Raw genomic sequence first — 13,895 nt, 5'->3', positions numbered from 1 at the left:
ATGGTGCTCTTTAGAGTGGCGAAACCTATTTTTTTTGAATTTGATTAGTCAAGCAAATGCAATCTAACTATGCGAGTTGGTAAAGTCTTCGATTAGCTTCCCTATGGTTGTATTTTGCTTTGCAGCAATGATTTTTAATTTAGTGCGCAAATCATGGCGGATATTGATAGTTAATCTTACAAACCCTTCAGGTGCCAATCCAGGGCTGCGTTTTTTGGGTTTATTTAATACAGGTTTTAACGCTTTGGTTTTTGGCTTGCTAACCGCAACTGATTTGCTATTGCTGAGTGCAGACTTCACTGGTTTGGGATTTGAGGATTTACCAATTGATTTCTTGGTATTTTGCTTGCCCGTTTGTGGGCGTGGCTTGGTGGTTGTTCGCTTGGTGGGCTTTGCAGCTTTTATTACCTGATTATCTTCGGGAAATAAAAAATCCAGTTGCGTTGCCTTGGTTATCGATTTTCTTGCCATATCTGCCTTGGTAATTGACTAGCTGAAATAGGAATGCGCATATAAGTACATACATATGCAAATCGTATTGTAACATTATATTGGAAATCTACAGAGAGGGGGATCAAACTGGAATTTTGTCACTCGTAACCGAGTTAAAGCCAAGGAGATAGCTCCAGTATCCCTTCGAAAGCTTCATGTAAGCAAAAATCATCCCAAAAGATGATCTTGTAGCGTGCAAGTAGTTGGTTCTCTGATCTAACGCTAACCGTCTACGCCTGTCAAACAGCGCGTTGAATTTTCCACTTTTTGTGAATTTCAGCATCTGTGGAAAGAACTCATAACCTCTTGTAGTTTGTGGATTCTTTGAAAGACTACTGGCAAATATGCGCGCTGTTTGGTGGAAAATATTGTACGCTGTTTGGCACTCTTGGAGCTCTAATAATGGCCATGTAGCATGAAAGTTATTCCTTCCCGATCTAACGCCAACCGTCTAAGCCTTCTTCACAAATTCGGATTTCAGCTGCATCGCGCCAATTCCATCGATCTTACAGTCGATGTCGTGATCGCCTTCCACTAGACGGATGTTCTTCTCCTTCGTTCCAAATGAAATTAGGGCTATAGCTGCCTTTTAGGTGGCTCATGGGTTACCAGCGCCTTTGAGGCGCCAAAACGATAAACCTCCGGCTTTGCCGGAGGTAACTTAATTGGTGTCAGTCAGTGAATTTTTTTCACCAATAGTGTTAGGGGTTACAGCCCAAAGAGTTTATCAAGCAATTTTTTGTAGAGAGGTGAACTCTCCGCTTCTCTCAACGACAATAAGCGAACAATATCGCCTTTTTTGCGTCGTCCTAGTTCTGGACTTTGTATGGCAACTTTGTTGTAGGTGTTTTGAACCCATGTGTGAACATTGGGAAGTAATTCTTGAAGGCTATCAGCAACTAGTTTTTCTAGGGTTATAGTGGTTTTCTTCCCAATTTCATTTAAGATGCTGTAACTGGTTCTTTCGTCAAACATATTGTTCTCCCTGTTGAGCCTCTCATTCGGCTGAGGGTCCATATTAGATTCGATGGTCAGCGGACTCAACGAGGGATACTGTTTTACAATAAAACTAACAAGTTCTATTTATAGAGAGTTAAATAAATGTGCATCGGACTGTTTACTTCTAGTGACATATAATTCTGCCGTACCTAACTACCTTTTCTATTTGTTGTTTTCATTACCTTTGAATACCCCTTGATACCAAAGAAACCCAGTGCCAAAGCTAGTAACACAAAATGCCAAAGCGTATTTTAAGTAAAAATTTAGAAAAAAGTCGCTGTCACTAAAGAAATTTACGTACCAACATTTCATTAGAAAATCAAAGCTACTCCATGTTTCATAGCGAGGGCAATAACTTTCAGTCATTGCTAATGCAACTGCAACTAGCGCAACAGATGCTACCATCACAATCATTCCGATCTTTTTATGGTTTTCCATAAGTTTTCCTACAATAAAATTTAGTGGTTATTTCAATATCTAAACTATATAGCAATAACCATTCTAAATGTATTGAAAACTAACTCGGTTATGGTTGCTTTTCTTTTTTGTGTATCAGTAGTCTTAGCTTTAAAATTGAAACTCAAATATCGGACAGAAATTTCCCCCGGAGAAGGCTGAACTTTTACAGCCCCCAGACACTCAATTCGGAGCTTCAGAAAAGCAAAAAGCCACCCCGAAAGATGGCATTGTTGTTTGAAGAGTATTTTGGCTTCCTGATGTAACGCGTAACCCTACGCCTTCTTCACGAATTCGGATTTCAGCTGCATCGCACCAATTCCGTCGATCTTGCAGTCAATGTCGTGATCGCCTTCCACCAGACGGATGTTCTTTACCTTTGTCCCAACTTTCACTACCAAGGACGATCCTTTGACCTTCAGATCCTTGATCACCACCACGGTGTCGCCGCTCTTAAGTTCGTTTCCATTGGCATCGCACACGACGCGCTGGTCATCAGTGCTCTCTGTTGCCTCTTTCGGCCACTCGTGTGCACATTCCGGGCAGACGAACATGGTGCCGTCTTCGTAGGTGAATTCCGAATTGCATTTTGGACATTTGGGTAGTGTAGTCATGGGTTGTCTCCTGTATTGGCGAACGTATATTGCTCAGTGCTGTGCTCGTTATCGAGCCTCAAAGCAGTCTATACAGACCCCGAAATAGAAAAAAGCCCTGCATTTCTGCAAGGCTTTATATCTGTGGCTCCCCGACCTGGACTCGAACCAGGGACCTGCGGATTAACAGAACAACCCACGAGCTACACTATACTTAAAATGTTGAAGAATTGGAAGGTAATTTTTTGAGGGTGTTTAGCTTTATCTGTGGGACCGAACCTATACCGAACTTTACTTTTTTATATCAATCACTTAATTGAAAAAATATAAAACAAAACAACATATTGTACTTTTTTTATCCGAACTTTTACTGAGCATTTCTCTAGGTATTGTAAGCGAATTGGCACTAATCACCACCCTCATGAGTGGTGCAGGGCTGGGAGGGAAACGGAATCCCCATGGTGGCCCGAAATTGCCCAGAGTGGGGCAGAGGGAGCCCCAGAGAGACACGTTTTGGCGGCGGATGGGGGTAGGTAACCCGCGCCGAAACTGGTGCCAGAGGGTGCTACTGTGGGCCAGTTTGTCGAAGGGAAATTCAGCAAGCGACAACAGTTATCCAGGCCCAGATGTTGAATTGTGTCCTTATGATTGCGCTTGTGAATCACCTATAAAATAGATAACCTATTATCAATAAGTTAATAAAATATTTTGGTACTAGTGATATCAAGATATCCTGGCAATTCTTTCATGTGAATAACTGTTAGGCCAATGATGAATAAGCTACATCAGAGAGTTGGGGCGATTAGTAACGCTCATGTAGGTGCTGATTTTGAAAATGCAGCTTTATTGTTTTTCAATAAGCAGGGAATGCACCTTACGCGTAATTTTCCACTAAAAATAGGCATTTCCCTAAAGAAGAAAAATCATTGTTTTGATCTTGGTTCAGCTAGTCAAAAAATTATCATCGAATGTAAATCGCATAGGTGGACTGCGGGAGGTAAGGTTCCTAGCGCCAAAATGACTAAATGGAATGAAGCCATGCTATATTTTCATCTCTCGCCAAAAGATTTCAAAAAAGTATTTTTTACACTTCACGACAAAAGACAAACTACTGGAGAAACGCTTGTTTCCTACTATAAAAGAACTTATTTTCATCTTATTCCTGAAGATGTAGAGTTTATTGAGTTTGATGAGTCAACTGGTGACATTATTGGCGTATAAAAAGCTTAATCTAATATATTAGCAATCCTTGGATGAGGTGAAAATTTTCTCTCCATTGGTTCTACCTGGAGGCCAAATTTGTCCATTAGGAGGCAATTTAGTTCTAGCTATCTCTTCCAAATCTTGAAACGTCGTTTTAGCTCTTTGATAATAAAATCAATCAATTCTTGTGCAAAAGAGCCAAATCCAGGTATTGCACCAGCAAGGCTATTTAATATGGTGCTGCCCTTATCAAGAACTTGTTCTAAATTATCAAGTCCGCCTCCTTGCTTCAATTCTAGATAACTGTTTTCAAATGATTCTAGTTTGAGTTTTAATTGATTTCCATTTAAGCCGGATTGACTCATCTCCGGACATTCATCTGGATATTGGATGCATGTTTCCCCTATCAAACTTTCCAACATGGGCAACGCTTCTTCTAAGCTATTTCGATAATTTATCTGGAACTGTGATCGAAACAGGATTGGACTAGATTGCTCAATCACTTGTAGCAGTTCAATCATTGATGCAAGGAAAGCACTTAACGTTTCAATTGTTTCAAGACTTAGCGTTTTAATTGTTTCAGGCATTTTCTTATCTCCTATGATGGATAATAGTCATTCACCAGACCCATCGGTCAGCACAATTGAAAATCGCAATGAACGTCATTATGCAATAACCGACTGATTTTTTTTTTGAGATACCCTGTAATTGGCTATCTACTTCTAGGATTTTAATGATAGTACAGATTAAAGAAATTGAAGTGCTTGGGAAGCTATAACAAATTAAGTAGAAGAAGTGCCTTCCTGGCACAAAAGACAAGGGATGGTGATACTATTCCCTAAATATTCACGATACCTTTGCAGCCAGGGTAACCAGAACATCCCCAAAATTCATTTCCGGCGTTGGAACCCTTTTTAGCTAAACGCTTCAGCATGGTTTTGCCACAAAGAGGGCAACTGGGATCGCCTGATTTTAATGAATTTGACGCAACAGGAGAAGCATGGCGCTCCTTGAGTGATGCTACGTGCAATTTATGTGTTGCCCACATTCTTGGTAGCTTTCCTGTCTGGATGGCAGTTACTATCTGCTCAACTTCATCATCTGTGAACAACACTTCCGATTTGCTTTTGATGTATGACGAATAGCCTTTATCCAACACATTCACAGGCATAGAGGTCTTAAACGTACTTTCACCCCAAAACATCACAACTGAATGGAGCTTATTGTGCTCAATGCCTAAAAAATCTGATAGGCACTTTGTGTGTCGATAGTTCTGCCGAAGTGGATTTTGAAACTTGAATTTACCTCCAGGGAAGGACTGGGTCCACTCGGCTGATTTTTCATTACCGAATATCCAACCGTTCATATTCTTTGCTTCAATCACAAAAATGCCAAAGCGAGAAACAATGATATGGTCGATTTGCGTAGTACCGTCTGTTGTAGGAATAGTTACATTATTGAGTTCATGGTAAACAGTCTTGTCCAACATAATCTTGTGAGCAAGAGAGCCCATCGTCTCGCCAATAAGCCCTTTGAACATCGAAAACAAGCCCATATGTATTCCATTTTGTTATGTGGTTGGTAAGTTTTCAGGTTTTTGTATGCATAAGGTTAAGCTCCACTCGCATTCATAGTTGCAGAAGTCACATTTGGAGTGATTTTCTTCCTTGATCGTTCAATCCATGAAAGACCAAAAAGCACAGACTGCGCCAAAGGCTTGAGCAGCCAAGAAATAGGGTAGAGCACAAGGAAGATAATCAGTGACCACCCTGCAATCTGAACAAGCAAAGGGTTTAAATCTAATAACTGGGCTAATTCAGCAAATACACTGTTTATTAAACTGGGATGTTTAATGATGATGTACGCAGTAGCAGCCACAGCACCATATTTACCCAACTTCCGGAATATTTTCCCCTCTGATAACAGTCGTGGTGCAAAGATCTTAGTTCTAGTTGTGAGGTTCAATTCCTTGCCGGTGCGTCCAACAACCTTTCCACCAGCTCCGAGAATCTTTACAGGGGCAGCCACCATTGCAACATCGACACCTGCCCAGAACATGTCGCTTGTTGTTATGTTCTCCCCAAGGTCGTGCTTTGTTTCAAGATTGCGAATACCGCTAGTAAAGAAAGAAATTAGTCCTTTAGTAATTCGATCTGTTTGATTCCTCTTAATTTTTTCATCTTTACCAACTACAAACTGTCCCAAAAGGTCATTGCCTTCTTGTTTAATAAAATTGACTGCATACCAGCCACGTTCCTCCGACCCAATTTTATGAGGTTGAATATGAGCGACTGGCTTCTTATCTGGTTGTTGTCCGTTTCCGGTTAAATGTCTCCATATTTCAATTCCGTATGCTTTGACTTCATCAAAGGTTGTCTTAACTATATCTTTTGCTTTGACAGACCAAACATCGTTTTCAATAAAATACTGAATGACGGGGATAATTGATTCACCATATTTCCGGAGAATCTCTTTGAATTGCGGCTCGGAACCATATAGTAAAAAAATTTTTCTGGTTTTCTCAGGGTATTTAGATAAAGCAATCCATGCTTTTAATGTGAGTTCTTTATCTCCAGAATAATCCAGCAACAAAGCCTGTATCGGTAATTTTTCATTGAGAATAGCTTTATCAATATGCCCTAATTCCTGTTCTGCCTGAATATGAATCAGCTGCTCTGAATAGGGCGCAGGCTTAGAAAATTGGGCAATAGCTAAAGAAACAACAATGGCTATCGCTAAAAATAATAGTAGTTTTCTCACTCTTGTCAGTACTCCTTTCATCAGCAGGGAAGGGCAAGCCTAAATTTGCACAAATGAAAACTGACCAGTTAAGGCCAGTGTTCCTGAGCCCAAAATATTCAGGTTCTATCCTACAGATTTAAATGTAAACCCAATGTTTTAATGAGAAAAAAATGCTATTAAGCTGTTTTGCGCTTATGAGCAACGCTGATTAACCCAAGGAGACCAGAGCCGAGTAGCCATGCAGCTGCGGGCACAGGTACAGAAGTTGGTGTCATGAGAAAAGAGCGATATTGACCGTTGATCGTCCCAATGCCGACGATCTGGCCGAGGTCGTTGATATCTTCGGCATCATTTAATGTCCAACCCGAATTATCCGGCAGCAGACTGTTGAGATCCAGCAGGCTACCACCGTTATAGAGGAAGGCGTGAAAGGAGGCATTGCCCGCTGTCCAGGAATAGCCCACCACCTGACCGTTATCGTTGATGCCATTGGCAGTGCTGCCATAGGTACCACCGAAGGTGCCAAGGTCACTCATCGCACCGTTGCTGTAGAGGAAGGCATGATAAGTGGCATTGCTCGCGGTGTAGGCTTGGCCCACTACCTGGCCGTTGTTATTGATGTCCTGGGCAGAGCTGCTGGTGCCACCTAAGGTGCCGAGATCTCTCATCACACCGTTGTTGTAGAGGAAGGCATTTTGAGCGCCATTCGCTTTAGAGGCATAGCCCACAACTTGACCGTTGTTGTTGATGCCAAGGGCAACGCTGTCCGTGCCACCCAATGTACCAATGTCGTTCATCACACCGTTGCTGTAGAGGAAGGCGTGATTAGGGGTGACGCCCATGTTGGTGTTGGCATAGCCCACAACTTGACCGTAGTCGTTGATGCCCAAGGCGGCGCTGTACAGTCCACCCAAGGTACCGAGATCGCTCATCGCACCATTGTTGTAGAGGAAGGCGTGATAAGCACCAATCGCTACATTGGCATAGCCCACCACCTGGCCATTTCCGTTGATATCCCTGGCGTAGCTTTCCGCGCCACCTAAGGTGCCGATAGCATTCATTGTAGCGTTGCTGTAAAGGAAGGCGCGATTGGCGCTGCCTGTAGAGGAGTAGCCCGCCACTTGGCCATTATGGTTGATGCCATAGGCGCCGTTGTTGATGCCACCAAAAGTGCCCAGATCGGTGATCGTGTAGCCCACCGCCCCTGCCGGACTGCTCAGAGCAAGACCCACTAGTAGCAAGGGAATCAGGTGTGAAAGTTTGCGCGTGGTTTTTATTGATAGGGCAAAGGATGAGCTAAGGATTTTCAATGTCTACTCCAGATTGGATTATGTTTATTGTTGTAAATTATGTTGTTCAGAATGTTCAAGCAATAAGCATGCCGTTTTCATTACCATTTCCAATGTAATGATTGTAATAGATTAATTTATTGGGGATTTTGTTTGAAATATTAAATTGTAAAATATACCGACATAAATTACGGTAAAAGCCTGGAGAAATTCTACTTTTCTTGTGTCAAAATTAACCACAAAAGCATCTTGAATAGGTAATTCAGGACTTTCTGATGGTAATGTTAAATGAAGAAAATGTGGGTGGCTTAATAGTCCCGAGGTGAGCCGACTTACACCCATCCCGGAACTTGTTGTGACTACCTTTAAACCGAAGGTTTTATCCCCCTCCTTATCATGAGCGAAGCGCTGTCAGCAGCATTCTGAAGCGTCTTTGTGCTTAGATGTGCATACCTCTCGGTCGTCTTTATGTCTGCATGTCCAAGTATCTGTTTTATTTCATATATTTGCCTTCCGCTGTTCACTAAGAAGGATGCATACATATGTCGCAGATCGTGGATGCGAAGGTGCGGCAATCCTGCTCTGTTCCGAAGGCGGGTCCATGTTCGATTGATTGATGTAATTGGTTTCTCCGTTTTTAGGTTTATGAACAAGTAATCAAATGTTTCCTCTGTATCCAGTTGAGATAGCACAGCCAGTGCACTATCATTCAACGGAACAGAGCGGAGCCTTTTGCTTTTACTGTTGATTGCTCTCACAATGAATATCCGCTTTACCATGTCAACGTCACTCCATTTTGCTGAAAGTGCTTCATTTAATCGGCACCCAGTGCTTAGTAAAAACAGGGCGATACGTGATGCCATGTGGTCCGGATCGCTATACAACACAGCCAACAAGCTTTGTAATTGTTCGTCGTCAAGATAGTTTTCCTTTTTATTGTCCTCAAAAAATAACGGGATACGCGCTGCTGGGTTGATTTCCAGCATATCCCAATCTATGGCCAAATTAAGTGAATGCTTGATCAGCTTAACGTGATGATTGCAGGTCGCAGCTGCCAGTCCTTCGGCCTTAAGTGCAGAATGAAAATTTTGAATGGCCAACCGCGTAATGGTATTCAGTCGTTTACTTCCCAGAACACCCTTGATACGCAATCTGTAAAGCTCCTCATCGCGCTTCCAGGATCGTTTGCGTGGTATTACGTAGGGTAGGTAGTGATTTTCAAAGAAGTCAGAGAACAGCAGAATTTCTTTACGAGCCTTTTCCTGACCACGTGGGTCAGCCCCCAGAGCAATTTCTGCCTTGAGTATTTTGGCTTGTTTGCGTGCATCCGTTAAGCTGATATCCGTCGTGCGTCCAATATGCTGATGGCATGTTTTTCCGGCGATATTTTTTGAACGTAAATAAAACGTGCCTTGGCCTTGGCTGGTAGCACGGACTTCAACGTAAAATCCTTTCAGTTCGGAACAGCACATCTCAATGCGAGATACATTGTCAGGGGTTTTTAGATTGTTACTGATGAAATTTGAATCAAGTTTTACGATGGGCATAATATTTCCTTGTTTAAAACGAATTGTTAAATTTTTAATGGTTATATGGAACGAAATGATTGCAGTCGGGTATGAACCGCAATCATTTGTACTTGCTGTATCGTTAAAGGTTAAAAGGCAGGAACTGTGGGTGCCCCAGTGTTGTCACCTAAATTCGCCGTTTTATCCGCAACGTCTCCACAATTGATTCCTGAAATGGCTTCCGGTGTTGCGGAATCGTTGCGGAATAGTTGCGGACAGTCCAAAACGTTTCCGGCTGTATCGTTGCTTGAATGTTGTGTGTTACCCGCAACGACCCCTGCCTCGCCGTTATTGGATTCCGGCAATTCGTTGCGCTGTTGCGGCAATTTTGTGGGGGAGAGGAGATAGCGTGCAAAGGAATCTTCAAACTGCGCTTTATCGAAACCTTTGGGTGTATTTTTTGGCCCTAGGCGGACTGTTTTGGACTTGATGCCATACCCTGAAAGTTGCTTTGCTAGTTGACGCGGTGTAAGTGGCTTGCCCCGGTTATAGGTTGCCCATGAATTTTCTTCATCTTTCATAAGCGCCTCAATTAAATCCGCAGTGCTTATTTTCTCGACATGCTTGCACTCAAATACATACTGGATATCGGCAAGCAATTCGTTGCCAATACTTACTGATGCTTCACCAGTACTGGAAAGTTTTAACGCTGCTGTAGTTGCACGTAGCACCCAATCTGGACCTGCACATTCAGCAATTGCTAATAGAGGCTCCCAATTGTCCTGGGCTCGGTCGCCTAATTCATCCGGAAGGGCAGGGTGTGATAGTCGTATCTGTTGCGAGTAATCATCAGCAAAACGAGCCAATTTAGACGAATAATTCTTAAATAGGTCAGACTCTGCATGGCGCAAGCGCGCTACCGATTCATGTGGCAATTTCCGTCGAAGATTAAACACAATAGCGCGACTCATGGTCGCATCTGGCAAGTGTTTTTCTAGCGAGATACCTGCGAGTGCCTTTGCACCCCATACCTTGAAAAGTTTGGGTTCGTGGTTATCGCCAACTACCCGACCAACAAAAGCATTCGCGCGAGTGTAACCAGCATTAATGAGTCCTTTGATTTCGTCATTTTCTCGTATGAAGGTATCTGCTTCGTCAATCAGTATGGTTGGAGTCCACATTTCCACTGCGCGAAACATAAATGCTGTGGATGAATTTGCGGCAGATAATGGTCTTGCCACCATGCGCCCCAGTAAGTCCAAAAACTGCGACTTACCGCAAGCCTTTTCTGGGGCATTGATTATGGCTAATGGCGCTACTTCAGCTGCATCGATAAACCAAGTAAATGCCACCCAAAGCGCCGCAGCGTCAGCCTGTTCAATATCCATCACGATAAAACGACAAATGATGTTTGATATATCATTTAGCAATTGCGCCGGATCTATCGGTTCCGGGTGTGGCTCGACTTCGAGGAATGGCAGCATGAGTCCGTTTTCTTCATTACGTGCCGCCTTAACCATACCATCTAGTGTTTTGACTTGAACCCCTAATGCCTTGGCTTGCTCTGTCCTTACGCGATCGTAGTCCATGGGCTTCATGGTTGCCAATCTTGCAATGACTTCATCGTCCTCTTGTTGGGGTGCTGCTGGCGTAATACCTGTAATGTTTTCTGTTTCGGGCACAGCTTGCGTTCCAGCCTTGATGTCAATTGGCGAAATTTTTTCAACCAATGAAGGAAGAATGTTTGTCATCATGCATTCTCCCCAATTTCTTTGTTAATAATTTCAAACTGCCCAGCCGAATCAATGCTTTTATCCCACCCTGCTTCCTTAGCATCGAAGTAGATCGTGCCCAGGGTTACGGGTATCCCGCCATAGTTGTAATTCAGAAAGCGTTGCCACACGGTATCAAAAACCTCCTCGCCCGTGTAGCCATTACTGCCTGGATTGACCCATGCTTTCGACTCAATTCCACGAAGTTTGCCGCTACTCCAGGATTTGGCAATTATGTATAAAGCCTCGCTAAAATCTGGATATGCTCTTGCCGCTCCTGCCAGAGGCGCAAGGCGTCTTAGCTTCCACGTTTCATCGTTACAATCCGGGTCAAGTATGCTCATTGCAGATGTTAATTTCTTTAGATCTGGTGGGCCATATTGGGTATGGTCAGCATTAACAGTTTTGAAGACAAACTGTGCGGAATGACTATCCATCCCACCACACAGAAGCTTGAAGGCGCTGTCAATGGCGTGGAACATTCCTTTCTGTTCTATATGTTTATTTGAGGCGTGAATTAGCGTTACAAGTTTTGGTGGATCGTATTTGAAATTCAACGTGCCAGGTATCCGCAGCACGCTGGCTATATCCGCTGTTCTCGAGTCATCGACTAAAAATTTTAGCGCCTTCGTTATCGCCTTAAGCCTTCTCGCATACGCCAGCCACATTTCACTCTCAGCCACATTATCTAGCACCCAATATATGTGTAGCCCGCCACCACTGGACACGATGTGAGTTGGGTAGGGCAGTACCGTGTCTGCGCAAAACTTATTTACAGCTATAAGTGCCTTTTCTTCCGTCAGATAACCCTTACCGGCTGCAGCTTTATTTTCACCGCAGTCAATATCCATCCAGAATCCCCATGCACCAGATGCATTGCCTGCCATTCGGCTATTTGCACTCAGGTATTCAGCGCAAGCAAAATATACATCTTTACCAACCTCAGATATGGCCAGTGCACGTGCAATCGCTGTGCTTACATCTTTGGCATGCAAGTTTTTGAACCGCCCTGTATCCCTGTCCATCTCACTTATCTGGTGGATTCGATCAGGTGAGCGCCAGAATGCTTCTAGCAGCGGGTTTTTCAGGGGTTGAAGGGATGGATTGACCTGATTTAGGCCGTGTGGCTCTTTAGTGAAATGGCTTTCGCCGGTATGTTGCAGGTGTTTATTGTGCATCGTCGTTTCCTATCGGCATTGCCGTTGTTATAACGATGCCAATAGTGGGAGGCTGACTATCCTCCCCCGCAACTGTCCCTCATGATTTATTTAGGGGGAGGGTACTTGTACATCATCTACTATGTCACCAAATTTACGCAATCTTTCCCAGGCTCGATCGAAAACTGTTATGCCAGTAAATAAGTCATTTTCTTTTAGTGACGTTCTTACTTTAAATTTCACGCCAGGCTTGCCTGCCTTATTTTTTGGTAGGCTTTTCGGGATATATCCAAGTCTTATAATTTCATCAAATATGGCTTTTTCTTGCGCCCGTAATTTCGGTTGTTTATCCTGGTTTTGCTTTATGTCCATTTCAATTTCAATGGTCGCTAATGGAAGCTTTTGTGGCTCTGGAGAATTTCTAGTCAATGAATCCGGGGAGGTAATGGAAATGTTATATTTATTTCTTGCCCACCACTCAACACTTGCTAGTGTGAGGAATTCATCACCTGTCCAATCTGTAGATTCCTGATCGATTCTTATATCGGAGTTTTCGCCTTTGCTGATCTCTTCACGGATATCTCGAAAATAAGTTTTAGCTTTATCGATTAGTTCCTTATATTTAAGTACGTCAGATTTTTTTTCAGCGAGCGCCTTTATTGTGGCATCAGTTTCTACGGTATTCTTAGCTGCATCCCTGACTGATTCAGCTTGGATAAATTCTAGAATGGCTGCGTCTTTATGTTGCATCAGTTGCTCCATTAGAGATGGCGCCGACGAAGACAACAGTGGAGACTCCCAGCCTATCATTTTGGCTACTGCATGTTCTGTTTGCACGATGGGTGCCGATACATAATTGTCATGCTTTTTATCATCAGGGTTAATCATGACATTTATGCTCCGTCTTATTGATTTATGAAACAAGAAAAGGAATTTCTCTGGAATTATACAGATCCCAATTTGCGGTGATAGGTAGATTTAAGGCCAGAAGCCGAAGTTAATTATCTACGGTTGCAGCTTTGGGGGTACACGGGCTTCAGCCACCACTCTGGCAGTAGTGAGATGACTTCATTGCGCAGCAGCCCCCAAAAGTTGGCATTTTATCCGCAACGACGCAACATTCAAGTACTGGTATGGCTCTCGCGCGTTGCGGAATCGATGTGGATAAAATGTGGTTGCGAAACGCCTCCGAACAGGCATACCACGTGGAAAATGGATGCGGAAGTGTTGCGTTTTACCTGCAACGCGCCATACTTCGTAGTTATTGGCTTTCGGCGTATCGTTGTGGATGTGCGGTAAATTTCTTGGGTCTAACAGATGCGCGACCCGACAGAATTTTTGGAAAACTTTATTAGGTGCTCATGAGGTGATCATTTTGAAACTTATTTATCAGGAACACACTTAAATTCAATTTCAGCTTGTGCGTCAGTTCTAAATGGGACCATATCCTTGTCTGTTGATTTTACGATTTCAATTACTTTGCCTTTTGACGAACAAAATTCGTTAGCCTCTTTAATCGCATCAGCTTTCACTTTTGATCCTGTTTCAAATCCTTTCTTTGTTCTTGAAATCATATAAGTATCGCTCCCCATAGGAATGACTCCAGAGGTTGAGGCGCAAGCGGAAAGTAATATTATGGGTAGAACATAACCTAAAAGTTTCATGCATTTCTCCATTGTAGAAG

The 13,895-nt window shown here is 43.1% G+C and carries 16 protein-coding genes; 2 read left to right on the top strand and 14 right to left on the bottom strand.

Annotation, left to right across the window (positions count from 1 at the left end):
* Nucleotides 1–63: 63 nt before the first annotated feature.
* The 5 genes from EDC63_RS08085 to EDC63_RS08065 form a co-directional block, all read right to left on the bottom strand.
* Nucleotides 64–471, bottom strand: a complete 408-nt coding sequence (locus EDC63_RS08085) for a hypothetical protein (RefSeq protein WP_124948093.1) — start codon at nt 469–471, stop codon at nt 64–66.
* A 472-nt stretch (nt 472–943) separates the two neighbouring features.
* Nucleotides 944–1,072 (bottom strand): PhnA domain-containing protein, encoded by a 129-nt coding sequence (locus EDC63_RS08080; RefSeq protein ID WP_370685890.1) that lies wholly within the window; start codon nt 1,070–1,072, stop codon nt 944–946.
* Nucleotides 1,073–1,200: 128 nt separating this feature from the next.
* Complete coding sequence (locus EDC63_RS08075; protein WP_124948092.1) at nt 1,201–1,467, bottom strand: hypothetical protein; 267 nt, start codon at nt 1,465–1,467, stop codon at nt 1,201–1,203.
* A gap of 186 nt (nt 1,468–1,653) precedes the next feature.
* The gene (locus EDC63_RS08070) at nt 1,654–1,929 is read right to left on the bottom strand and encodes a hypothetical protein (RefSeq protein WP_124948091.1); all 276 of its coding nucleotides are present in this window, start codon (nt 1,927–1,929) and stop codon (nt 1,654–1,656) included.
* A gap of 293 nt (nt 1,930–2,222) precedes the next feature.
* Nucleotides 2,223–2,561 (bottom strand): zinc ribbon domain-containing protein YjdM, encoded by a 339-nt coding sequence (locus EDC63_RS08065; protein WP_124948090.1) that lies wholly within the window; start codon nt 2,559–2,561, stop codon nt 2,223–2,225.
* A gap of 750 nt (nt 2,562–3,311) precedes the next feature.
* On the opposite strand from EDC63_RS08065, the gene EDC63_RS08060 reads away from it, so the two are divergent.
* Entirely contained in the window at nt 3,312–3,761 is a 450-nt protein-coding gene (locus EDC63_RS08060) for a hypothetical protein (protein ID WP_124948189.1), read from the top strand.
* 107 nt (nt 3,762–3,868) lie between these two features.
* On the opposite strand, the gene EDC63_RS08055 is transcribed toward EDC63_RS08060, so the two are convergent.
* The 8 genes from EDC63_RS08055 to EDC63_RS08020 form a co-directional block, all read right to left on the bottom strand.
* Nucleotides 3,869–4,330, bottom strand: a complete 462-nt coding sequence (locus tag EDC63_RS08055; protein WP_124948089.1) for a hypothetical protein — start codon at nt 4,328–4,330, stop codon at nt 3,869–3,871.
* A 251-nt stretch (nt 4,331–4,581) separates the two neighbouring features.
* Nucleotides 4,582–5,283 carry a nuclease-related domain-containing protein gene (locus EDC63_RS08050; RefSeq protein ID WP_223248470.1) on the bottom strand — a complete coding sequence of 234 codons (702 nt, stop codon included), beginning with the start codon at nt 5,281–5,283 and terminating at the stop codon, nt 4,582–4,584.
* Nucleotides 5,284–5,354: 71 nt separating this feature from the next.
* Nucleotides 5,355–6,503 carry a hypothetical protein gene (locus tag EDC63_RS08045; protein WP_124948087.1) on the bottom strand — a complete coding sequence of 383 codons (1,149 nt, stop codon included), beginning with the start codon at nt 6,501–6,503 and terminating at the stop codon, nt 5,355–5,357.
* A gap of 158 nt (nt 6,504–6,661) precedes the next feature.
* Entirely contained in the window at nt 6,662–7,795 is a 1,134-nt protein-coding gene (locus EDC63_RS08040) for a DUF3466 family protein (protein ID WP_124948086.1), read from the bottom strand.
* Nucleotides 7,796–8,139: 344 nt separating this feature from the next.
* Nucleotides 8,140–9,321 (bottom strand): site-specific integrase, encoded by a 1,182-nt coding sequence (locus EDC63_RS08035; protein ID WP_124948085.1) that lies wholly within the window; start codon nt 9,319–9,321, stop codon nt 8,140–8,142.
* A 110-nt stretch (nt 9,322–9,431) separates the two neighbouring features.
* Nucleotides 9,432–11,036 carry a DUF3631 domain-containing protein gene (locus EDC63_RS08030; RefSeq protein ID WP_124948084.1) on the bottom strand — a complete coding sequence of 535 codons (1,605 nt, stop codon included), beginning with the start codon at nt 11,034–11,036 and terminating at the stop codon, nt 9,432–9,434.
* Nucleotides 11,033–12,232 carry a hypothetical protein gene (locus EDC63_RS08025; RefSeq protein ID WP_124948083.1) on the bottom strand — a complete coding sequence of 400 codons (1,200 nt, stop codon included), beginning with the start codon at nt 12,230–12,232 and terminating at the stop codon, nt 11,033–11,035. Before EDC63_RS08025 ends, EDC63_RS08030 begins: the two co-directional genes overlap by 4 nt.
* Before the next feature lie 90 nt (nt 12,233–12,322).
* Nucleotides 12,323–13,099 (bottom strand): hypothetical protein, encoded by a 777-nt coding sequence (locus EDC63_RS08020; RefSeq protein ID WP_124948082.1) that lies wholly within the window; start codon nt 13,097–13,099, stop codon nt 12,323–12,325.
* 174 nt (nt 13,100–13,273) lie between these two features.
* Between EDC63_RS08020 and EDC63_RS08015 the strand changes: the two genes are divergently transcribed.
* Nucleotides 13,274–13,510 (top strand): hypothetical protein, encoded by a 237-nt coding sequence (locus EDC63_RS08015; protein WP_124948081.1) that lies wholly within the window; start codon nt 13,274–13,276, stop codon nt 13,508–13,510.
* A gap of 83 nt (nt 13,511–13,593) precedes the next feature.
* On the opposite strand, the gene EDC63_RS08010 is transcribed toward EDC63_RS08015, so the two are convergent.
* On the bottom strand, nt 13,594–13,875 hold the full coding sequence (locus tag EDC63_RS08010) for a hypothetical protein (RefSeq protein WP_124948080.1): 282 nt from the start codon (nt 13,873–13,875) through the stop codon (nt 13,594–13,596).
* Nucleotides 13,876–13,895: the final 20 nt, after the last annotated feature.

It is taken from the genome of Sulfurirhabdus autotrophica, assembly GCF_004346685.1.
GTDB classification, from domain to species: Bacteria; Pseudomonadota; Gammaproteobacteria; order Burkholderiales; family SMCO01; genus Sulfurirhabdus; species Sulfurirhabdus autotrophica.
This window is presented reverse-complemented; position numbering and strand designations above follow the sequence as displayed.